Source organism: Kitasatospora nipponensis, assembly GCF_039528135.1.
GTDB classification, from domain to species: domain Bacteria; phylum Actinomycetota; class Actinomycetes; order Streptomycetales; family Streptomycetaceae; genus Kitasatospora; species Kitasatospora nipponensis.
This window is the reverse complement of sequence record NZ_BAAALF010000081.1, coordinates 1-19645: the sequence shown is the minus strand read 5'-3', so window position 1 is coordinate 19645 and position 19645 is coordinate 1. Positions and strand designations below refer to the sequence as shown.

The window sequence follows — 19645 nt, the reverse complement described above, 5'->3', positions numbered from 1 at the left end:
CCGGCGGTCACCTGCCTGAGTAAGGTCAACGCATGACGACGACGAACTCCCGCCAGCCCGTCACCAAGGCTGTCGTCCCCGCGGCCGGCCTGGGAACACGCTTCCTGCCGGCCACCAAGGCCACGCCGAAGGAGATGCTCCCGGTCGTCGACAAGCCCGCGATCCAGTACGTCGTCGAGGAGGCCGCCGCAGCCGGCCTCTCCGACATACTGATGGTCACCGGCCGTAACAAGCGCGCCCTGGAGGACCACTTCGACCGCGCCTACGAGCTGGAGGAGCTGCTCGCCCGCAAGGGCGACGAGGACAAGCTCCGCCGGGTCCAGGAGTCGGTCTCGCTGGCCAACATGCACTACGTCCGGCAGGGCGACCCCAAGGGTCTGGGCCACGCCGTCCTGGTCGCCGAGCAGCACGTGGCCGGCCAGCCCTTCGCGGTCCTGCTCGGCGACGACCTGATCGACCCGCGCGACCCGCTGCTCTCGCGCATGATCGAGGTTCAGCAGGAGCTGGGCGGCTCGGTGGTGGCCCTGATGGAGGTCGACCCCGCGCAGATCCACCTCTACGGCTGCGCCGCGGTCGAGAGCAACGGCTTCGGCGAGGACGTCTTCCACGTCACCGACCTGGTGGAGAAGCCGGAGCCGGCCGACGCCCCGTCGAACTACGCGGTGATCGGCCGCTACGTCCTGGACCCGGCCGTCTTCGAGGTGCTGAAGAAGACCGAGCCCGGCCGCGGCGGCGAGATCCAGCTCACCGACGCCCTGCGCACGCTGGCGACGCTCGGCCCCGAGGAGGGCGGCCAGGTGCACGGTGTGCTCTTCGACGGCCGCCGCTACGACACCGGTGACCGCGCTGACTACCTGCGCGCTATTGTCCGGCTGGCGTGCGAGCGCGAGGACCTCGGCCCGGAGTTCCGTGGCTGGCTCAAGGGCTTCGTCGGCTCGGAGATGCAGCACTGACAGCAGCTGGAGGGCAGCGGTGGCGATGACCGAGCAGGGCGGGACCAGTCCGGACGCGTGCGGCGCCCAGGCGCCGGGCCACCGGCACTGGACGGTGGACGAGCACCTCGCCGACGTGCTGGCGGGCGTCGCGCCGCTGCCCGGCATCGAGCTGCAACTGCTGGACGCGCAGGGCTGCCGGCTCGACGAGGACGTGGTCGCCGCCGGTGACCTGCCGCCCTTCGACAACAGCTCGATGGACGGCTACGCGGTGCGCACCGCGGACACCGTCGGGGCGAGCGAGCGCTACCCCTCGGTGCTGGCGGTGGTCGGCGAGATCGCCGCGGGCGCCGGCGAGCTGCCCAAGGTCGGGCCCGGGCAGAGCGTGCGGATCATGACCGGCGCCCCGATGCCCCCCGGCGCCGAGGCCGTCGCCCCGGTCGAGTGGACCGACGGCGGCACCGGCAGCGGCCTGGCCGCCGACAGCATGACGGCCCCTCGGCCGCACGAGGAGGTCCGGGTCCTGCGCGAGGTCGGGCCGGGCGCGCACGTCCGGCGCCGCGGCAGCGACATCCGGGCCGGCGAGCGCGTGCTGGAGACGGGGACCGAACTCGGCCCGACCCAGCTGGGCCTGCTCGCCGCGATCGGCCGCGGAGTGGTCCGGGTCCGCCCGCGCCCGCGGGTGGTGATCCTCTCCACCGGCAGCGAACTGGTGCAGCCCGGCGAGCCGATCGGCCCCGGGCAGATCTCCGACTCCAACAGCTTCACCCTGACCGCGGCCGCCCAGCAGGCCGGCGCCATCGCCTACCGGGTCGGCGGCGTGCCGGACGACGCTGCGGTGCTGCGCGGGGTGCTGGAGGACCAGCTCGGCCGGGCTGACCTGATCGTCACCAGTGGCGGCGTCAGCGTCGGCGCGTACGACGTGGTCAAGGAGGTCTTCGAGAGCTACGGCGGCATGGACTTCCGCAAGCTGCGGATGCAGCCGGGCAAGCCGCAGGGCTTCGGACGGATCGGCGAGGGCGGCTCGGCCGTCCCGCTGCTGGCGCTGCCGGGCAACCCGGTCAGCGCGTACATCTCCTTCGAGCTCTTCGTGCGCCCGGTGATCCGCACCATGCTGGGCGCGCCCGACGTCCACCGCCCGGTGGTCCGCGCGCAGTGCACCGCGGACCTGCGCTCGCCGGCCGGGCGGCGCCAGTTCCTGCGCGGCTGGTACACCCCCGCCACGGCCCACACCCGCGCCCGGGTGGCGCCGGTCGGCGGCGAGGGCTCGCACCTGGTGGGCGCGCTGGCGCGGGCGAACTGTCTGATCACCGTCCCCGAGGAGACCGTGGCGGTGCCGGCGGGTCAGAGCCTGGACGTCGTCCTGCTGACCGACTGAGCCGGCCGCCACCGGCGGCGTGTCGGCGCCCGTCCGGCGCAGCGGCGGCCGTCCTCAGGCTGGACTGACCATGAACCGGCGGGGCCGGGGCGGTACGGTAGCGCGGTATTCACCCCGTCCTGCTGGAGTACTGACGTGACCACACCCCCCGGCGACCGCCTGACGCATGTCGACGAGACCGGCGCCGCCCGCATGGTCGACGTCTCGCAGAAGGACACCACGGTCCGCACCGCGGTGGCCGCCGGCCGGGTGCGGGTGATCCCGCGGGTGGTCGAGCTGCTGCGCGGCGAGGGGCTGCCCAAGGGCGACGCCCTGGCCGTGGCCCGGATCGCCGGGATCATGGGCGCCAAGAAGACCCCCGAGCTGATCCCGCTCTGCCACCCGATCGCGATCTCCGGCGTCTCGGTGGAGCTCACGCTCACCGACACGGCGGTGGAGATCACCGCGACGGTGCGCACCGCCGACCGCACCGGCGTCGAGATGGAGGCGCTGACCGCCGTGGCGGTGGCCGCGCTGACCGTGATCGACATGGTGAAGGCGGTCGACAAGGGCGCTGCCATCGAGGACGTCCGGGTGCTCAGCAAGACCGGTGGCAAGAGTGGCGACTGGGCGCGTCCGGTCGCCGGCGACCTCGACGGCGGTGCCTCGTGAGGGCGCTCGCGGTCACCGTCTCCAACCGGGCCTCCGCCGGGGTCTACGAGGACCGCGGCGGCCCGCTGCTGGTCGCCGGCCTGGAGCGGATGGGCTTCGCCGTGGACGGCCCGCGGGTGGTGCCGGACGGCGAGCCGGTGGAGGCCGCGCTGCGCGAGGCCGTCGCGGCGGGCTACGACGTGGTGCTGACCACCGGCGGCACCGGCATCTCGCCGATGGACCTCACCCCCGAGATGACCGCCCGGGTGATCGACCGTCAGATCCCCGGCATCGCCGAGGCGATCCGGGCCCACGGTCGCGAGAAGGTCCCCACCTCGGCCCTCTCGCGCGGGCTGGCCGGGCTGGCCGGCCGCACCGTGGTGGTCAACCTGCCCGGCTCGACGGGCGGGGTGAAGGACGGCCTCGCGGTGCTGGAGCCGCTGCTGGCGCACGCCGTCGACCAGCTCGGCGGCGGTGACCACCCGCGGCCCGACGATGCACCGGACCGCTCGCCGGACCCCGGGCCGGACCGTGCGCCGTCCGGCCCGCCGGACGATTCACCGTCCGAGCGGAGACCGAACTGAGCGCCGGCTGGCCGGTGGAGCTGCGGGCGGGTGACGTCGTCCTGCGGCCGATCCGGCTCCGTGACCAGCGCGAGTGGCAGGACGCGAGCCGGCGCAACCGCGAGTGGCTGCGCCGCTGGGAGGCGACCGTCCCGCCGGTCCCGGTGGGCCGCACGGTCGGGCCGCGCCCGACCTACCGCCAGATGGTCCGCTACCTGCGCCGCGAGGCCTCCGGGGGGCGGATGCTGCCGTTCGTGGTGCAGTACCAGGACCGCCTGGTCGGACAGCTGACGGTCGGTGGCATCACCTGGGGCTCGATGTGCTCGGCGAACGTCGGCTACTGGATCGACGAGGCGGTGGCGGGTCTGGGCATCATGCCCACCGCGGTCGCGCTCTCCGTGGACCACTGCTTCCAGGCGCTGGGACTGCACCGGATCGAGATCTGCATCCGCCCCGAGAACCGGCCCAGCCGCCGGGTGGTGGAGAAGCTCGGCTTTCGCTCGGAGGGCCTGCGGCCGCGCTATCTGCACATCGACGGGGACTGGCGCGATCACCTGGTGTACGCGCTGACCGCCGAGGAGATCCCGGAAGGGCTGCTTCGGCGCTGGCACGCGAGGTAATTGAATAAATGTTCGAAATTCATATCGATATGGCATCGCCGCTCCGTCAAGCGGTGACAAATACCGGCAAAATAGTCAGAGAATCAGCCTGGCGTCGCGACACGCCGCGCCAAATTGCTGCCCGCCCTTACCCAGCGCCCGTACGGTGTGAAACGTGAGCAGTAGCGGCCTCATCTACGCGGTCATCGTAGGGGCCTGGGCTGCCTATCTGGTGCCCATGTGGCTCCGCAGGCAGGACGAGCTCAACGAAGCGCGCCCGACCGAACGCTTCAGCACCGCCATCCGCCTGCTGGCCGGGCGTTCGGCGATGGAGCGGCGGGCGTCCCGGGCCCTGGGCGACAACGACCCCTCCTTCACCCCTCCTCCCGCCCGGCTGCCTGACGATCCGTCGGGCGCCGACGGGACGGACGGCGACGCCCTCCGCGGCGCCTCGCCCTTCGGCGACTCCGTCGGCGAGCCCTGCGCGGAGTCCTTCGGCGAGGCGTTCGCGGGTGCCGCGGCGCCGTCGTCCGGGACGTCGGCACCGTCCGGGGCGCCGTCCTCGTCGGTCCACCCCGGCCCGTCGGCCCACCCCGGGTCGTCCGGTGACCGGCGGGCCCGACTGCTGGCCCGGCGCCGGCGGATGGTGACCCTGCTCTTCCTGGCCTTCGCCCTCGGGGCGATCGTGGCCGCGGTCGCCGGTTTCGCCTTCCTCTGGGTGCCGGCCTTCCCGGCGCTCCTGCTGACCCTCTACATCGGCCACCTGCGCCGCCTGGAGCGCCAGCGCTTCGAGGTGAAGCTGGACCGCGTCCGCGCGGCCCAGGCCGCCCAGCGGGTGCGCGAGCGCGAGTTGGCCAGGAGCGCGGCGACGGTCGCCATGGCGGCCGAGGCGGTTGACGCCGTCCCCGCGCCCGCCCCCGAGCCCGCGGCCGGGCCGGAAGCGCGCCGCTCGCACCTGCGGGTCGCCGCCGACCCCGACCCGGACCCGGATCCGGCCGCCCCCTTCGCGTCCCGGCAGGCCCTCGTCGAGGCCACCGACCACGAGGAGTGGGTCGACGGTCTGCGCGAGCGCGCCGCGGCCGGCCCGGACTCCTGGGAGCCCGTCCCCGTCCCGCTGCCCACCTACGTGACCGCGCCGGTCGCCCCGCGCGTCACCCGCGGCCTCGACCTGGGCGCCCCCGGCACCTGGAACTCCGGCCGCCCCGCCGAGTCCCACCGCACCCCCCTGTTCGACCAGTACGAGGAGCCGGCCTCCGCAGCCGACGCCCGCCTGCCCCACCCCGACGAGGACTACGGCACCCGCCCCCGCGCCGCCAACGAGTAGCCGGCGACCCCGCCCCACCAGCGGGGGTGGTCACAGACCCCCTCCGGAAGGTGCTAGAGTTTCATCTCGTTGGGGCTGTGGCGCAGTCCGGTAGCGCACCTCGTTCGCATCGAGGGGGTCAGGGGTTCGAATCCCCTCAGCTCCACCCAACGACCACTCGTGAGTGGTCACGAGATCCCGTCCGATCCCTGTGATCGGGCGGGATCTTTTCGTTTGCGGGGTCAAGGGCGACCAGGGGGCGGCTCGGTCGCCGGGCGCGCCGGGGGCGGGTCGATCGACTCGAAGGCCGCCCGGGGCTGACTCGGTGTCAGGCGCTGCCGCGCGCTACGATCCGCGCCGAACCACGGTCGAGGACGAGGGCGGGGCGTCACCACATGGCGGAGCACGAGTCGCAGCACACGCCGTCGGCCGGCGAGGGAGAGCAGCCGGAGCCCGCCGATCGGGTACCCCCCGCTCGGCGCCCCCTCGCGGCACGGGTGGGCGGCCGTCGCCGGGTCGTGCTCGCGGTGGCGGCCGTGGTGCTGGTGGCGACCGGCCTGGCGGTCCGGGGTGCCTCCGGGAGCGGTGGGGCGGCTACGGCGGTCGCGCCGACGTCCAGCCCGTCGGCACCCACCCCGTCGGCGCCGGCGACCGTGGCCTCGGCTGCCGCCTCGCTCTCCAGCTCCCCGAGCGACGCTCCCACGCCTGCGCCCACGCCCACGCCCGCGGTGTCCACCGTGTCCCCGGTGCCGTCGCCGAGCGAGAGCCCCGAGGCGGTGCCCGCCGCCACCTCGCCGCGGCCGCGCAGCGCCGTGCCGGCGCCCGCCACCACTGCGGCGCGACCGCGTGGCACCGCGTCGGCCACCCGGACGCCGCTCAGCCAGATGACGCCGGGACCCTGCGGCAACTGCGCCGTGGGCACCCCGGCGGGCCCCACGGCGTCCTGCGCTCGGGACTCGCACGGAGTGATCATGACCTGTGACCCGGTGCGGACCGGTATCCCGATTCCGCGCACCGACACCCCCACGCCCTTCGTGCCGCAGTCGCTGCCGCCCACCTGGCCGGTTCCCTGACCCGCCCTCACCTGTGCGCACGGGCCCGGCGGGTGGGCGGGATCGGCCGGTGGGGAGGGTCGTCGGGGTCAGTGACTGCCCTGGCGGATGGTCACGTAGGCGTTGGCGGCCTGGCTGCAGTTCGTCTGCAGGCCGCTGGGGACGAGGGCGGCCAGGTGTTGCATGACCGTCAGTTCGTTCTCCTCGGTGTCGCCGTCCTTGCGGAGGAGTTCGAGGACGGTGCGGACCTCGGCGGCCAGGCCCGCGTCCTGCTCCTGGCAGCGGGCCGCGAGGGTGGCGAACGCCAGCTCGTAGTCCGCCTCGGGGGCGAGGTTCGGCAGGCCGGCGGCCGTGTCCAGGGCGCGGAGCTGCTCGGCCGGGGGGCGGCTCGTGCTGGGGACGGGGGCGGCCTTGAGGGTGTCGGAGGGGTTCAGGGCGACCACGGCGGCTGCGGCGGCCGCCAGTGCGGCCAGCACCGCCGCGAGCGGGAGGAACCGGCCGAGGGCGGCCCGTCGGGACGGCTGCTCGCTGTCGCTGCTGTTCACGTGGTCACCGCTCCCCGGTTCGTCGTCGAACGGCAGTCTGCCAGCGGGTCGGACGCCCCGTGGCGAGGGTTCGAGACCGTGATGGGGACGTTATCGGGGAGCCGGGGGTGAAGGGCGGGGGCCGCCTGGCCGGGGAAACAGTGAAGGCCCGGCGAGTGCCGGGCCTTCACGTTCGTAGCGGGGACAGGATTTGAACCTGCGACCTCTGGGTTATGAGCCCAGCGAGCTACCGAGCTGCTCCACCCCGCGTCGGTTCCTCAACCATACGGCACGTCCGGGGGTGGTCCGTACCGCTTTTCTCCCGGCCGCCGGATCCCGGCCCGGATCCGGCCCGGGATCACAGGCCCAGCAACTGGGCGCGGGCGGCCGCGCGGTCGAGCAGCTGGTGGATGTCCGCCTGCCGGGTGCCGGGGCGGTCGTTGTACTCGTCGGGGGAGGCGGCGGGGCGTCCGGTGGCGTGCAGGACCTCCATCACCTGGACCCGGGCCGTCTGCACGGTCGAGGCGCTGCCGTAGCCGTGGGCGAGGACGGCGGCCTGGGCGCCGAGCAGGCAGACCCGGCCGGCCGGGTCCCACAGGGCGCCCTGCAGCCAGCCGTGCTGGGTGAGGTAGCGGGAGGCGAGGCGCAGGTGGTCGGCGGCGCTGACCGGGGTGGGGCGCGGCGGGCGGCGCAGCAGCCGGTCCAGGAGCGGGCGGTCCGACGGCGGATGGGTGGCGTTCCAGGGCTGGAGGGTTCGGCCGTACGGGCAGACCGGCGGGCAGGCGTACGGCGCGGGCGTGCGGGCCGGGGACGGGAGGGTGGCGAGGTAGGCCTCGATCTCCGCGACCAGGCCGGAGCCGTCCGGGGTGAGCAGCAGCGGGGACTGCGGCAGTGGCGGGGGCGGCAGGGGTGCGGTGGCGGCGGTGGATAACCGGGTGGGCGGAGCGAGGCGCATGACGGGGATCCCTTTCTGACGGTTATCCCGTATTGTCCGTATTTATGCTCCGCTTCTCGACTGCGCGATCGGTGCGTGTCGCGGGCCGCCCGGCCCCGCCGCACCCCCCGGATGGCCGGGGTCGCCCGCCGGACGGCTCCCCCTCAGGTCTGATGGCATAAGTCCCTGGTCGCACGCCGGGATTCCTGCCCGCGGGTGACGCCCGCGCGGCCCGCAGCGGCCAGGATGAAGGGTGTCGGGATACGAGGCCCGTCCGCCGACCGGCGGCACGGCCCGCTCCGCCCCCCACCACCGCTGATCCGCCGATGGAAGGACGCCCATGTCGATCAGGACCTCCACCGTCGTCGGACTCACCGCGACCGTGCTCGGCGTCGGCGCCCTCGGTTTCACGATCGCGCCCTCGGTCGGCGAGCTGGCGAAGGGCCGGCACGTGGAGGAGTCCAACTACGCGACCGGTGCGCAGGCCAAGGGCGCCCGGGCCACCATGCCGCGCTGGCTGCCGGACGGGGCGACGGCGGTCCACTACCGGATCTCGACGACGAACGGCGACCGCTCGATCACCGCGCAGCTGCCGGACGGCCTGCGGCCCACCGGGTGCTCCGGCGGTGCCGCGCCGGCTCCGGCCGTGCCGGTGAAGCTCTCCACCGCCCGGCTCCCCGCGGGCGCCGGGAGCAAGGTGGCGATCAACTGCGGCTCCTACCGGGTGGTGGTGGACGGCCGGGACCTCTACGCGTGGCAGACCGGCGCGGACTGGGTCGCGGTCAACCTGGCGGGTCTGCAGCGGCGGTAGTCGAAGGTCCGGCGCGGTAGGGCAGGGCAGGGCAAGGCAGGGCAAGGCACGACGCGGCCCGGCCCGCGGCCGGGCGCGGGTGGTCAGGCGGGCAGGGCCTCGAAGGCGGTCAGTGCCGCGCGCAGCCCGGCGGCCGGGTCGCCCGCGTGGTAGCGCTGCTCGCTCGGCTCGATGCCGTCCAGGAACTCCTGGTACCGCACGGCGTCGGCGAGGTGGGCCAGCGGTTCGGCCAGCCGCAGGGCGCCGACCGGGTCGCAGCCGGGGACCAGCTCCCGCCAGGACCGCGTCCAGGCGTCGGCGGCCTGCCGCCAGCGCTCGGGGGAGGTGAAGGCGCGCGGGCGCAGGCCGTCGAGCGCGGGGTGGCCGAAGCAGCTGTCGGCGAAGTCCACCAGCACCGTGTGCCGGCCGTCCGAGCGCCAGTTGCCGGGGTGGAAGTCCCCGTGCAGGAGCGTGTTCGGCAGCCCGCACCGCGCCAACCGCTCGACCAGGGCGGGCAGTCGCTCGACCAGCCGGCCGGCCCGGGTGCGTTCGTCGCCGGTCAGCTCGGCGCCGGCGGGGCCCGCCAGCAGGTGCCCGGTCAGCTCGACCAGGGCCCGGGGCGAGCGGTCCGGCAGGCCGGGCGGGGTGCTGTCGGCGAACCGCGCGGCGAGCGCCGCCTGCGCCCGGGCCAGACCCGGGACTGCCTGGGCGACGGCTTCGACGGAGGGGTCCCAGCAGTCCTCGCCGGCGACGTGCTCCAGCAGCAGGAGCCGGCGGGCCGGATCGGCGGCCAGCACCTCGGGGGCCAGCGAGGGGTCCGCGCCGCGCAGCAGCGCGATGGCCGCCGCCTCGTCGACCGAGAACGCCCGGCCGGTCTTCAGCCAGGCCGAACCTGCGGCGGTCGGCAGCCGGCACAGGCCGGCCAGGTTCCAGGTCTTCACCTGCTCGACCGGGCCGGTCACCGGCCGTCCCAGGGCGCGCAGTTCGGCCTCGGCCCAGGCGAGGGCCGAGCTCAGGCCGGCCACCGTGGCGTAGCCGGCCCGCCGGGGGTGCGGGAGCAGTTGGGCGAGCTGGTCGCGGGTCACCGGCATGCCCACCGGCCCCGAGAGCGGGCGGCTGAGCGCCTCGGCGTGGTAGGTGACGTGGCCGCCGCGCGCGTGGCCGCCGCCGCGCACGTCGAGCAGGCGCAGGACCAGGGTGGGCACGCCCAGGACCGCCGCCAGGCAGGTGTTGACCGATCCGACCTCGGGCCAGTGCGGCCCCGGCACGGGGAAGGGTCCGAGCAGCCGCTGCTGCTCCTCCCGGTGGGTGACCAACACGCTGACCGTACGGCCTGATTCAGGGTTCACCCGGGCAGTCTGCGCGGCCCCGGGGCCCGGGGCGAGCGATTTTGTGCCCCCGGGGGGAGAGGCCCTGGGCGGCGCCGCCCACCGGGGCCGGGCGCCCGCAACCGGTCCTTACCGTGGCCGAACGGGCCGGGTGGTCCCATGGGCGGGCGGACGGCACGGGGGTGCCGTCGCACGGGAGGGCGGATGGGACGGCAGGGGGCGACACCGGCGGTGCGGGCGACGGCGGTGGGCAAACGCTACGGGCGCGGTGCGCCCTGGATCCTGGACGGGGTGGACCTGGAGCTGCCGGCGGGCGCCCTGGTGCGGATCGCGGGGCCCAACGGCAGCGGGAAGTCGACCCTGCTCAAGCTGGTCGCCGGGATCGAGCCGCCGAGCCGGGGACGGATCGAGGTGGCGGGCCGCCGGGCGTACGTGCCCGAGCGGTTCCCGCCCGCCCTGCCGTTCGACGCCGTCGGGTACCTGCGCCACCTCGGCCGGATCCAGGGCCGCTCGGCCGCCTCGGCGGCCGAGCGCGCGGACCACTGGCTGGAGCGGTTCGGCGTGGCCGACCGGACCGGCACCCCGCTGCGCCGCCTCTCCAAGGGCACCTGCCAGAAGGTGGCGGTGGCCCAGGCCCTGCTCGCCGACGCCGACGTGCTGGTCCTGGACGAGGCCTGGACCGGGCTCGACCAGGCGGCGCGCACGGTGCTGGACGAGGCGGCGGCCGAACGGGCGGCCGGCGGCGCCCTGGTGCTCTTCGTCGACCACGACCCCGGCCGGCTGGCCGGGGCGACCACGGCGGCCTACCAGGTGGGCGGTGGCGCGCTGACCGTGGTCGGGGCGCCGGTCGAGTGCGGTCCCGAGGAGCTGATGGTCCTCCAGGTGGACCTCGCGGGGGAGGAGTTGCCCGCCCGGCTACCCGGCGCACCGACCGTGCGGCGGCTGCGGGAGGGCCGGTACCTGCTGCGGGTCCCCGCCCGCCACTCGGACGCGCTGCTGCGCCGGCTGCCGGCGGGGCCGCCGGCGGCCCACGTCCTGGACGTCCGCCGCGCCGAGGTCCCGGCTGCCGACCCCGGTACCGACCCCGGTGCCGAGACCGCTGCCGAGACCGGTCCGGCCGGCTCCGCCCCGGCCGCGGCCGGCTCCGCTCCGGAGGGCCGATGATCCCGCTGGTCCGCTACCACCTCGAGCTGCTGGTGCGCTCGCAGCGCTGGCTGCCGCCGTTCCTGACGTACGTCCTGCTGATGCTGCTCAGCATCTCGGGCAGCCAGGCGATGCTCGACAGCCTCGGCTACGCGGCCGCCCTGCTGGTCCCGGTCACCGCCTGGTACGTCCGCTGCGCCCTGACCACCGACCCGCCGGCGGCCCGGGCCTGCCTGGTGGCGGCGGTCGGCGCGGTCCGGGTGCAGGTCGCCTCGCTGCTCGCGGGCCTGCTCGCCGGGCTCGTGCCGGCGGTCCTGGGCGTGCTCGGCATCTGGCTGATCAGCGAGCGCACCACCGTGCCGCGCGGCGGTGAGGCGATGCCCACCGTCGTGCGGCCCGAGGTCGCGCAGCCGGCGGCCGCCGGCGCGGGGCTGCTCGCCGCGGTGGCGTGCGTGCTGGTCGGCGTCGTGGTGGGGGCGCTCTGTCATCGGCCGGTGCTGCTGCGCGGGTCCTACGGGATCCTCGCGACGCTGGGCCTGTCGGTGGCGGTCCTGGTCACTGCGGTCTCGCCGGCCAACAGGGCGGTCAGCGCGCTGGTGACCGCGGCGCGCACCGCCCGGCTGGAGCCGCCGGTCGCCGCGCCGCTGGCGGCACTGGTGCTGGCCGCCCTGGCGGTGGCCGGCACGGCCGCGCTGGCGGCGCGGCGCACGGAGTAGCGGGCCGCTCCCGCGCCTCAGGGGCTGTCGATCGGTGATCGGCGGCCCTTTGCCATGCCCGCACCTACCGTCCCTGTCTTGACAGTCGAAAACAGGATCACTAGCTTCATGAATCATCGAGATCTCAACGATTAATTTCTCCATCGATCCTTGAGGGGACCGCCATGTCCACCGCCCCGCCCGCCCTGCCCGGCGTCGCCGTACCCGCCGATGCCCCGGCCTCCGCCACCGCCCCGGCTCCGGGGGCCAACCGCTGGTGGACGCTGGGGATCGTCTCCATCGCCACCTTCATGCTGATGCTCGACCTGACGGTCGTGAACGTGGCGCTGCCCGACCTGCGCACCTCGCTGCACGCCGACTTCTCGGCCCTGCAGTGGGTGCTCGACGCCTACGCGCTCACCCTCGCCGCCGCCCTGCTCACCGGCGGCTCGCTCGCCGACCGGCTGGGGCGCAAGCGCGTCTACACCGCCGGCTTCGCGCTCTTCACCGCGGCCTCGCTGGCCTGCGGGGCGGCGCAGGGGATCGTGGCGCTCAACATCGCGCGCGGCATCCAGGGCGTCGGCGCGGCCGTCCTGTTCGCGGTCGGTCCGGCGCTGATCGGCCAGGAGTTCCGCGGCAAGGACCGTGGCGTGGCGTTCGGGGTCTTCGGCGGCGTCTCGGGTCTGGCCATCGCCTTCGGCCCGCTGATCGGCGGGGCGCTCACCGACGGGATCGGCTGGCGCTGGATCTTCCTGGTGAACGTGCCGATCGGCATCGTGGCGATGGTGCTCGGCACGCTGCGGATCAAGGAGTCCCGTGACCCGGCCGCCCACCGGGTGGACTGGGCCGGGCTGGTGGTCTTCTCCGCCGCCCTGACGCTGCTGGTGCTGGGCTTCCTGCGCGGTGAGGCGCAGGGGTGGACGAGCGCCCCGATCGTGGGCATGTTCACCGGCTCGGCGGTGCTGCTGACGGCCTTCGTGCTGATCGAGCGCCGGCTCGGCGCGGCCGCCATGCTCGACCTCTCGCTCTTCCGCAACGTCACCTTCAACGGGATCTCGCTGGCCACGCTGCTGTCCAACGCCGCCGGCATGTCCGCGATCTTCCTCCAGGTCTCCTACATGCAGAACGTCCTCGGCTACTCGCCGCTGGCCACCGGCCTGCGCTTCCTGCCGCTGACCCTGATGCTCTTCGTGGCCGCCGCCGTGACGGGCAGCCTGACGGTCTCGGTGCCGCAGCGCCTGCTGGTCGGCACCGCGATCTCGCTGATCTCGGCCGGACTCCTCCTGGTCACCCTGGTCCACCCGAGCAGCGACTGGACGGCGCTGCTGCCGAGCATGCTGCTCACCGGGCTCGGGATGGGGATGTTCAACCCGCCGCGCTCCTCGCTGGCCATCGGGGTGGCGGAGCCGGCCAGGGCGGGGATGGCGGCCGGCATCGGCGAGACCTTCCAGCAGGTGGGCATCGCGATCGGGATCGCCGGCTTCGGCGCCCTGTTCCAGCACCGGGTGACCGACACCTTCGCGACCTCCGCCGCCGGCTCCCAGCTCGGGGCGCAGGCGCAGCAGGCCGGCAGGGCGGTGGCGGCGGGGGCCGGCAACGAGCTGGCCGGCACCGTGCCGGCGGCCCTGGCCGGGTCGGTGCGGGAGGCGGCCCGGGCGGCCTTCGTGCACGGGCTCACCGACGTGCTGGTGGGCTGCGGGGCGGTGGCCGCGGTCGGTGCGCTGATCGGGTTCCTCTTCATCCGCACCCGCGATCTGCACGAGAGCGCGCTGGCCGGGGCCGAGCACGGCGGACACTGAGCACGGCCGGGGCGGGCGCCGGTGGGGCGGATGGTCGTGGTCATCGTCATTGAGCGTCGAAATCGCCGATGATAGATTTTTTGAAGAGTTCATGGGACTGCGGCAGCACCGCCAGGAGCCCCGGACTCCCGTTGGATGGGAGATCCCCGATGGCCCACAAGAGCCCCACCGTCGCCGAACACGCCCCCGGGACGCCGCGCGCGGACTTCCCGCTCGCGGACCACACCGCGGTCCTGCTCCACAAGGCCGGCCTGCTGGTCCAGGAGGAGGTCGACCAGGCCATGGCGGAGGCGGACTTCAAGCTCCGCAACTTCCTGGCGCTGGCCGCGCTCGCCGGCAAGGCCGAGCTGTCGCAGCAGGACCTGGCCCGGGTGATCAACCTCGACCCGACGACGATGGTGGCGCTGATCGACGAGCTGGAGCAGTCCGGCCTCGTGGAGCGCCGGCGCAACCCGGCCGACCGGCGCCGCTACATCCTCGGGCTGACCGAGGCGGGGCGCGACGCGGTGGTCCGCATGCAGGTGGTGGCGGAGCAGGCCGAGCAGGCGTTCTTCGCCCGGCTGCCCGCCGGGCAGCGCGAGATGCTGCACGAGGTGCTCGGCGCGCTGCTGGCGCACCGCTGGCCGCGCGCGGTCTGCACCTGAGCCACCGCCCTCAGGCTCTGCCCGGCCCGTCCGGGCCCGCCGCCCGGCTGCGGGCGGAATCGGACACACCACCCCAGATGGTGGGTAAGTACGGCAAACAGTTACTACGGTGATCCCGGCACGCCCGTCGAGTCGGAAGGACACCGCCCGTGAGCAACCTCTTCGCCATCGCCTACCCGGATCTCGCCACCGCCCAGAAGGTGCGTGACGAGACGATCGGCCTGCAGAAACAGCAGCTGATCGACCTCGAGGACATCGTCGTGGTGGAGCGCCGCGACGACGGGAAGATCAAACTGCACCAGGCCGGCAGCACCACCGGCCTGGCGGCCGCCTCCGGGGCGCTCTGGGGCGGTGTGATCGGCCTGCTGTTCTTCATGCCGTTCCTGGGTGCGGCGATCGGCGGTGCGACCGGTGCCGCGGTGGGGTCCTCGACCGACCTCGGCGTGGACGACGACTTCATGCGCCGGGTCGGCGAGCACCTGCAGCCCGGCAACGCCGCGGTCTTCCTGCTGGTCCGCAGCGCCACCGCCGACAAGGTCGTGCCGGCGCTGGCCCGCTTCGGCGGCGAGATCATCCAGACCTCGCTCTCCACCGAGGCCGAGGAGCACCTGCGCGAGATGCTCGAGGCCGGCCGGAGCGCCTGAGCGTCCTCCGCCGGGCGTCCGTCAGCGGGGTCGGGCGCCCGGACGGGTGACGTAAAGTCAGCATAAATAGGACATTAGGTTACAATCGCTCCCAGATCTTCCCGCAGTCGCCGTCGGACAGGAGGAGCGGTCCGCTCATGGCCACACCCTCCGCCGTCGCCACCGCGCCGCGTCCCGACCCCGGGCGCCGTCCCCGTTCCGGTCGCACCACCGAACTCCTGCTGGTCCTGGGCGCGGTGCTCGTCGCGGTCTTCGGCTACGTCGAGGTCGGCGTCAACATCGACGGCCGGGCCCCGGCGGACGCCGCCGAGTACGGCGCCGCGCTCGGCGTCCTGGCGTTGCTGGCGCACGCGGTGATCCGCCGGCGGGCGACCTACGCCGATCCGTTGCTGCTGCCCATCGCGGTGCTGCTCAACGGCATCGGACTGGTCGTCATCTACCGGCTGGACCGGGCCACCCCGAACAGTCAGGCGGCGCCGACCCAACTGCTCTGGTCCACCCTGGGCGTGGCGCTCTTCATCACGGTGCTCCTGCTGCTGCGCGACCACCGGATCCTGCAGCGGTACGCCTACGTCGGTGCGCTGGCCGCGCTGGTCCTGCTGGTGCTGCCGATCTTCTTCCCACCGGTCTACGGTTCGCGGATCTGGATCACGCTCGGCCCGCTCTCCTTCCAGCCGGGCGAGTTCGCCAAGATCCTGCTGGCGGTCTTCTTCGCCGCCTACCTCGCCGTGCACCGTGACTCGCTGGCCCTGACGGGCCGTCGGATCTGGCGCTGGGAGCTGCCGCGGGCCCGCGTGATCGGGCCGGTCCTGCTGATCTGGGCGGCCTTCGTCGGCGTGCTGGTGCTGGAGACCGACCTCGGCACCTCGCTGCTCTTCTTCGGCCTCTTCGTGGTCATGCTCTACGTGGCCACCGCCCGCAGCGGCTGGATCGCGATCGGGCTGGTGCTGGCCGCGGCCGCCGCCGTCACGGTCGGCTGGCTCTCCCCGCACGTGCACAGCCGGGTGACCGACTGGCTCGACCCGCTCGGCTCTATCGCCGCCGGCCAGGGCGCCAACCAGATCGCCCAGTCGCTCTTCGCCTTCGCCTGGGGCGGGATCCTGGGGGAGGGGCTCGGCCGGGGGCACTCGATCCTGATCGGGTTCGCCGCCAAGTCCGACTTCATCCTGGCCACCATCGGCGAGGAACTGGGGCTGGTGGGCCTGGTCATAGTCCTCCTGCTCTACGCGCTGCTGGTCTCGCGGGGCATCAGGACGGGCATCGCGCTGAGCGACCCGTTCGGCCGGCTGCTGGCGATCGGGCTGGCCGCGCTGATCGCCCTGCAGGTCTTCGTGGTGGCCGGCGGGGTGCTGGGCCTGATCCCGCTGACCGGGCTCACCCTGCCGTTCATCGCCCAGGGGGGCTCCTCGGTGGTGACCAACTGGATCATCGTGGCGCTGCTGGTGCGGATGAGCGACCTCGCCCGCCGGCCGCCGCCGAGCGTGCCGCCGCCGCCCGGGGTGCCCGCGGAGGAGGACGGCTGATGGCCCGTTCCAGGAACTCGCAGCGACCCGGCATCTCCACCACCGGCCGCCGGGCCGGCACCTTCTGCCTGGTGCTGATCCTGGCGCTGGCCGCGCAGGCCACCCGGGTGCAGGTCTTCCAGGCCCACCGGTACGACGACAACCCGGCCAACCAGCGCCAGGCGATCCAGCGGTACGACCAGCCGCGCGGCAACATCCTGGTCGGCGCGACGCCGGTCACCGGCTCGGCGCCCACCGGCGGCCGCTTCGACTACAAGCGCACCTACACCGCCGGCGCGCAGTACGCGGCGGTCACCGGCTACTCCTCGCAGATCTACGGGAACACCCAACTCGAGGGCACCCAGGACGACCTGCTCTCCGGTACCGACAAGCGGCTGGCCGGCTGGGCGCTGTGGGACGAGATCGCCCGCAAGCAGAACCCCGGCGGCGACGTTCACACCACCATCGACCAGGCCGCCCAGCAGGCCGCGATGCGCGGACTGGGCAGCCAGAAGGGCGCGGTGGCGGCGATCGAGCCGAGCACCGGGCGGATCCTCGCGCTGGCCAGTACCCCCTCCTACGACCCCGGCACCTTCGCCGGCTCCTCGAACGCCGACCAGGACGCCTGGAACCGCCTGCGGGCCGACACCGACCAGCCGATGCTCAACCGGGCGCTGCGCCAGACCTACCCGCCCGGCTCGACGTTCAAGGTGGTCACCGCCGCGGCGGCGCTGGCCGGCGGTGTGGTCAGCGACATCAACGCCCCCACCAGCGCGCCGTACCCCTACGTCATGCCGGGTACCACCACCGAGCTGGTGAACGACACCAGTGCCTGCGACCGGCCGAACCTCTCCCTGGACACCGCCATGACGCTCTCCTGCAACAGCGTGCTGGGCTACCTCGGTGTCAGCACCGGCCTGGAGCCGATGGTGACGATGGCGCAGAACTTCGGCTTCAACGACAGCAGGCTGGACATCCCGGTCCGCGCGGCCCGCAGCAACTTCGACACCACCATGAACGCCTCGCAGCTGGCGCTCTCCTCGATCGGGCAGTTCGACACCGCGGCCACCCCGCTGGTGATGGCGATGGTGGCGGCGGGCGTCGCCAACCAGGGCACGGTGATGTATCCCCAGCTTGTGGACAAGTTGACGAAGTCGGACGGCACGACGGTCCAGCTGATGGAGCCGCAGCCGTACAAGCGGGCGATGAGCCCGGCGGTGGCCGGCCAGGTGCAGCAGCTGATGACCGACGTGGTGCAGAACGGCACCGGTCGCAACGCCCGGATCCCCGGCGCCACGGTGGGCGGCAAGACCGGCACGGCGCAGCACGGGGTGGACAACAGCGGTACGCCGTACGCCTGGTTCATCTCCTGGGCCAAGCCCGCCGGCTCCTCGGACGTTCCGCCGGTGGCCGTCGCGGTGGTCATCGCGGACAGCGACGCGACGGACGTGACCGGGGGCGGCCTGGCCGCGCCGATCGCCAAGTCGGTGATGCAGGCGGTGCTGAACGGTCGGGGGTGAACGGCCGGCGGTGATCGGTACGGGGTGAGCGACAGGGGAGTCCGCGCGCCCTAGTCTTCACCCATGGTGATCATCCGTTCACTGGCGGTGGCCTCGCGTCGTGCCCGGGCCGGGATCGGGGCCGGCGTGGCGGTGGGGGGCGGGTGGCTCGGCCCGCGGGTCGTCCCCTGGGCGGGGCGCCGGTCCGTCCGGTGCGTCGGTTGCCTGGTGGCGGCCGGCTGGGCGGCGGCCTTCCCGCTGGTGTCCACGATCGGCAACCAGCGGCTCTGGGGCCTGTTCGCCGCCCCCGCTTACCTGCTGGCCGCGCTGGCTGTCGTCACGCTGCCGCGGCGGGCGGGCGGCCACGTCGCGGCCGCGGTCACGCTGCTCGGAGCCGTCCTGCTGCCGCTGGGGGTGCTGGCTGCCCGGGGGCTGGCGCAGTCCGAGGTGATCGTGGTGCAGCGCTCCGCCCACCTGCTGGTGCGGACCGGCAGCCCGTACCTGCCGCACCCCGTGCTGGTCACCGACTTCAATCCGTACCTGCCGGCGATGGCCCTCTTCGGCCTGCCCAGGGAACTGCTGGGCTCGGACACCGTCGTCGCCGCGATCCTGGGAGACCCGCGGATCTGGTTCGCGCTCACCTTCCTGGGCTGCCTGGCCGTCAGCTGGCGGCTGCTCAGCCCCGCGCAGGGTCGCTCACCGCTGCTGCCGCTCGGGATGCTGACGGGCTCTCCGCTGATCGCCCTGATGCTGGCCGTGGGCGGGGTGGACCTGCCGCTGATCGGCGTCTGCTGCCTGGCGGTGGCACTGGCGGCCCGGGACCGCACCGTCGGCGCCGGGCTGCTGCTGGCACTGGCCGGCACCCTCAAGTGGACGGGCTGGCCGGTGCTGCCGGTCGCCGCCGTCCTGCTCTGGCGCCGGTACGGGCGCCGGTCGGCCCGGCAGACCGTCGCGATCGCCGTCCTGGTGGGCTGCGCGGTGATCCTGCCGGTGCTGCTGACCGGGGCCCACGACTTCCTGGAGCAGGTGGTCCGCTTCCCGCTGGGCCTGACCGCCGTGCGCACGCCGGCCGGCAGCCCGCTGCCCGGCAAGGTGCTCGCCGACCTCGGGCCGCTGGGCCACCTGGCCTCGATCGCGCTGCTGGCGCTGGGCGGTGCGGCCGTCGGGGTCCGGCTGCTGCTGCGCCCGCCGGCCTGGGCGGTGGCGGCCGCCGACCTGCTGGCGGTCGGGCTGACCGTGGCGTTCCTGCTGGCCCCGGCCGGCCGCTTCGGCTACTTCGCCCTGCCGGTGGTGCTCGCCGGCTGGCCCCGGCTGGCGGCCGGGCGCTGGCCGGGTCGCCAGGGCGGGGTCCGCCCGCAGGCCGTCCGGCCGGCACCGTCCGAGGGGGTGGGGGCGGCCCGATAGCGGGACCGGCGTCGGCCGTTCAGGATCGTGGGGGAGCATGTGAGGCGGTCGCACAGCCGTGCTGCCGCAGTCCGTGCCGTCGACGCAGAACCGAGCACCCGCCGAGGAGTTCCCCGCATGGCCGAGCAGCAGGTACCCGAGGACCCGCAGCAGGTACCCGACCGGCGGCAGGAACCCGAGGACCGGCAGTCGACCGGTGGGCGGCGCGGTCCCAGGCGGCGGCGGTTCCTTGCGCTGGCCGCCCGGGCGGCGGCCGGGGCCGGCCCGGCGGCGTGCGGTCCC

At 74.4% G+C, this 19645-nt stretch carries 19 protein-coding genes and 2 tRNA genes; 16 read left to right on the top strand and 5 right to left on the bottom strand.

Features of this window, described 5'->3' with window-relative positions; translation table 11 throughout:
• Nucleotides 1–32 precede the first annotated feature (32 nt).
• The 7 genes from galU (at nt 33) to ABD323_RS21870 (ending at nt 5571) form a co-directional block, all read left to right on the top strand.
• Entirely contained in the window at nt 33–953 is a 921-nt protein-coding gene (gene galU, locus ABD323_RS21900) for a UTP--glucose-1-phosphate uridylyltransferase GalU (protein ID WP_344443547.1), read from the top strand.
• 25 nt (nt 954–978) lie between these two features.
• Nucleotides 979–2310 carry a molybdotransferase-like divisome protein Glp gene (glp, locus tag ABD323_RS21895; RefSeq protein WP_344443562.1) on the top strand — a complete coding sequence of 444 codons (1332 nt, stop codon included), beginning with the start codon at nt 979–981 and terminating at the stop codon, nt 2308–2310.
• 192 nt (nt 2311–2502) lie between these two features.
• Complete coding sequence (gene moaC / locus ABD323_RS21890) at nt 2503–2961, top strand: cyclic pyranopterin monophosphate synthase MoaC (protein WP_344443560.1); 459 nt, start codon at nt 2503–2505, stop codon at nt 2959–2961.
• A complete protein-coding gene (locus tag ABD323_RS21885; RefSeq protein WP_344443546.1) occupies nt 2958–3524 on the top strand; it encodes a MogA/MoaB family molybdenum cofactor biosynthesis protein in 567 nt (188 codons plus the stop codon). Before moaC ends, ABD323_RS21885 begins: the two co-directional genes overlap by 4 nt.
• Nucleotides 3525–3538: 14 nt before the next feature.
• Complete coding sequence (locus tag ABD323_RS21880) at nt 3539–4123, top strand: GNAT family N-acetyltransferase (RefSeq protein WP_344443545.1); 585 nt, start codon at nt 3539–3541, stop codon at nt 4121–4123.
• A gap of 154 nt (nt 4124–4277) precedes the next feature.
• Nucleotides 4278–5426: a divisome protein SepX/GlpR gene (gene sepX / locus ABD323_RS21875; RefSeq protein WP_344443544.1), complete on the top strand. Its 1149-nt coding sequence runs from the start codon at nt 4278–4280 to the stop codon at nt 5424–5426.
• Between the two features lie 71 nt (nt 5427–5497).
• Nucleotides 5498–5571: transfer RNA gene (locus ABD323_RS21870), tRNA-Ala, on the top strand.
• A 222-nt stretch (nt 5572–5793) separates the two neighbouring features.
• Here the strand turns inward: ABD323_RS21870 and ABD323_RS21865 are convergent.
• The 4 genes from ABD323_RS21865 to ABD323_RS21850 form a co-directional block, all read right to left on the bottom strand.
• Nucleotides 5794–6378: a hypothetical protein gene (locus tag ABD323_RS21865; protein ID WP_344443543.1), complete on the bottom strand. Its 585-nt coding sequence runs from the start codon at nt 6376–6378 to the stop codon at nt 5794–5796.
• Nucleotides 6379–6546: 168 nt separating this feature from the next.
• Complete coding sequence (locus tag ABD323_RS21860) at nt 6547–7002, bottom strand: hypothetical protein (protein ID WP_344443542.1); 456 nt, start codon at nt 7000–7002, stop codon at nt 6547–6549.
• A 175-nt stretch (nt 7003–7177) separates the two neighbouring features.
• A tRNA-Met gene (locus ABD323_RS21855) sits at nt 7178–7251 on the bottom strand.
• Nucleotides 7252–7339: 88 nt separating this feature from the next.
• Nucleotides 7340–7936, bottom strand: coding sequence for a DUF6197 family protein (locus ABD323_RS21850; protein ID WP_344443541.1), 597 nt, complete (start codon nt 7934–7936; stop codon nt 7340–7342).
• Between the two features lie 319 nt (nt 7937–8255).
• Here ABD323_RS21850 and ABD323_RS21845 point away from each other — a divergent pair, with 319 nt between their 5' ends.
• Nucleotides 8256–8726: a hypothetical protein gene (locus ABD323_RS21845; RefSeq protein ID WP_344443539.1), complete on the top strand. Its 471-nt coding sequence runs from the start codon at nt 8256–8258 to the stop codon at nt 8724–8726.
• Nucleotides 8727–8809: 83 nt separating this feature from the next.
• Here the strand turns inward: ABD323_RS21845 and ABD323_RS21840 are convergent, their stop codons facing one another.
• Entirely contained in the window at nt 8810–10054 is a 1245-nt protein-coding gene (locus ABD323_RS21840) for an aminoglycoside phosphotransferase family protein (protein WP_344443538.1), read from the bottom strand.
• A 183-nt stretch (nt 10055–10237) separates the two neighbouring features.
• On the opposite strand from ABD323_RS21840, the gene ABD323_RS21835 reads away from it, so the two are divergent.
• From ABD323_RS21835 to ABD323_RS21800, 8 genes are all read left to right on the top strand, one after another.
• The gene (locus ABD323_RS21835) at nt 10238–11197 is read left to right on the top strand and encodes an ATP-binding cassette domain-containing protein (RefSeq protein WP_344443536.1); all 960 of its coding nucleotides are present in this window, start codon (nt 10238–10240) and stop codon (nt 11195–11197) included.
• Nucleotides 11194–11892, top strand: coding sequence for an ABC transporter (locus tag ABD323_RS21830; protein WP_344443534.1), 699 nt, complete (start codon nt 11194–11196; stop codon nt 11890–11892). Before ABD323_RS21835 ends, ABD323_RS21830 begins: the two co-directional genes overlap by 4 nt.
• Before the next feature lie 164 nt (nt 11893–12056).
• Nucleotides 12057–13670: an MFS transporter gene (locus ABD323_RS21825; protein ID WP_344443533.1), complete on the top strand. Its 1614-nt coding sequence runs from the start codon at nt 12057–12059 to the stop codon at nt 13668–13670.
• A gap of 149 nt (nt 13671–13819) precedes the next feature.
• Entirely contained in the window at nt 13820–14314 is a 495-nt protein-coding gene (locus tag ABD323_RS21820; RefSeq protein ID WP_344443531.1) for a MarR family winged helix-turn-helix transcriptional regulator, read from the top strand.
• A 149-nt stretch (nt 14315–14463) separates the two neighbouring features.
• Entirely contained in the window at nt 14464–14958 is a 495-nt protein-coding gene (locus tag ABD323_RS21815; RefSeq protein ID WP_344443530.1) for a DUF1269 domain-containing protein, read from the top strand.
• 137 nt (nt 14959–15095) lie between these two features.
• Entirely contained in the window at nt 15096–16481 is a 1386-nt protein-coding gene (locus ABD323_RS21810; protein WP_344443529.1) for an FtsW/RodA/SpoVE family cell cycle protein, read from the top strand.
• Nucleotides 16481–17980 carry a penicillin-binding transpeptidase domain-containing protein gene (locus ABD323_RS21805; RefSeq protein ID WP_344443528.1) on the top strand — a complete coding sequence of 500 codons (1500 nt, stop codon included), beginning with the start codon at nt 16481–16483 and terminating at the stop codon, nt 17978–17980. Before ABD323_RS21810 ends, ABD323_RS21805 begins: the two co-directional genes overlap by 1 nt.
• Before the next feature lie 63 nt (nt 17981–18043).
• Complete coding sequence (locus ABD323_RS21800; protein ID WP_344443527.1) at nt 18044–19363, top strand: glycosyltransferase 87 family protein; 1320 nt, start codon at nt 18044–18046, stop codon at nt 19361–19363.
• Nucleotides 19364–19645 lie beyond the last annotated feature (282 nt).

Excerpts from the sequence above, each read along its gene's own strand:
- galU (WP_344443547.1), top strand. The coding sequence starts at position 33 with ATGACGACGACGAACTCCCGCCAGCCCGTCACCAAGGCTGTCGTCCCC.
- glp (WP_344443562.1), top strand. The coding sequence starts at position 979 with ATGACCGAGCAGGGCGGGACCAGTCCGGACGCGTGCGGCGCCCAGGCG.
- moaC (WP_344443560.1), top strand. The coding sequence starts at position 2,503 with ATGGTCGACGTCTCGCAGAAGGACACCACGGTCCGCACCGCGGTGGCC.
- ABD323_RS21865 (WP_344443543.1), bottom strand. The coding sequence starts at position 6,378 with ATGATCACTCCGTGCGAGTCCCGAGCGCAGGACGCCGTGGGGCCCGCC.
- ABD323_RS21850 (WP_344443541.1), bottom strand. The coding sequence starts at position 7,936 with ATGCGCCTCGCTCCGCCCACCCGGTTATCCACCGCCGCCACCGCACCC.
- ABD323_RS21845 (WP_344443539.1), top strand. The coding sequence starts at position 8,256 with ATGTCGATCAGGACCTCCACCGTCGTCGGACTCACCGCGACCGTGCTC.
- ABD323_RS21835 (WP_344443536.1), top strand. The coding sequence starts at position 10,238 with ATGGGACGGCAGGGGGCGACACCGGCGGTGCGGGCGACGGCGGTGGGC.
- ABD323_RS21830 (WP_344443534.1), top strand. The coding sequence starts at position 11,194 with ATGATCCCGCTGGTCCGCTACCACCTCGAGCTGCTGGTGCGCTCGCAG.
- ABD323_RS21825 (WP_344443533.1), top strand. The coding sequence starts at position 12,057 with ATGTCCACCGCCCCGCCCGCCCTGCCCGGCGTCGCCGTACCCGCCGAT.
- ABD323_RS21820 (WP_344443531.1), top strand. The coding sequence starts at position 13,820 with ATGGCCCACAAGAGCCCCACCGTCGCCGAACACGCCCCCGGGACGCCG.
- ABD323_RS21810 (WP_344443529.1), top strand. The coding sequence starts at position 15,096 with ATGGCCACACCCTCCGCCGTCGCCACCGCGCCGCGTCCCGACCCCGGG.
- ABD323_RS21805 (WP_344443528.1), top strand. The coding sequence starts at position 16,481 with ATGGCCCGTTCCAGGAACTCGCAGCGACCCGGCATCTCCACCACCGGC.
- ABD323_RS21800 (WP_344443527.1), top strand. The coding sequence starts at position 18,044 with ATGGTGATCATCCGTTCACTGGCGGTGGCCTCGCGTCGTGCCCGGGCC.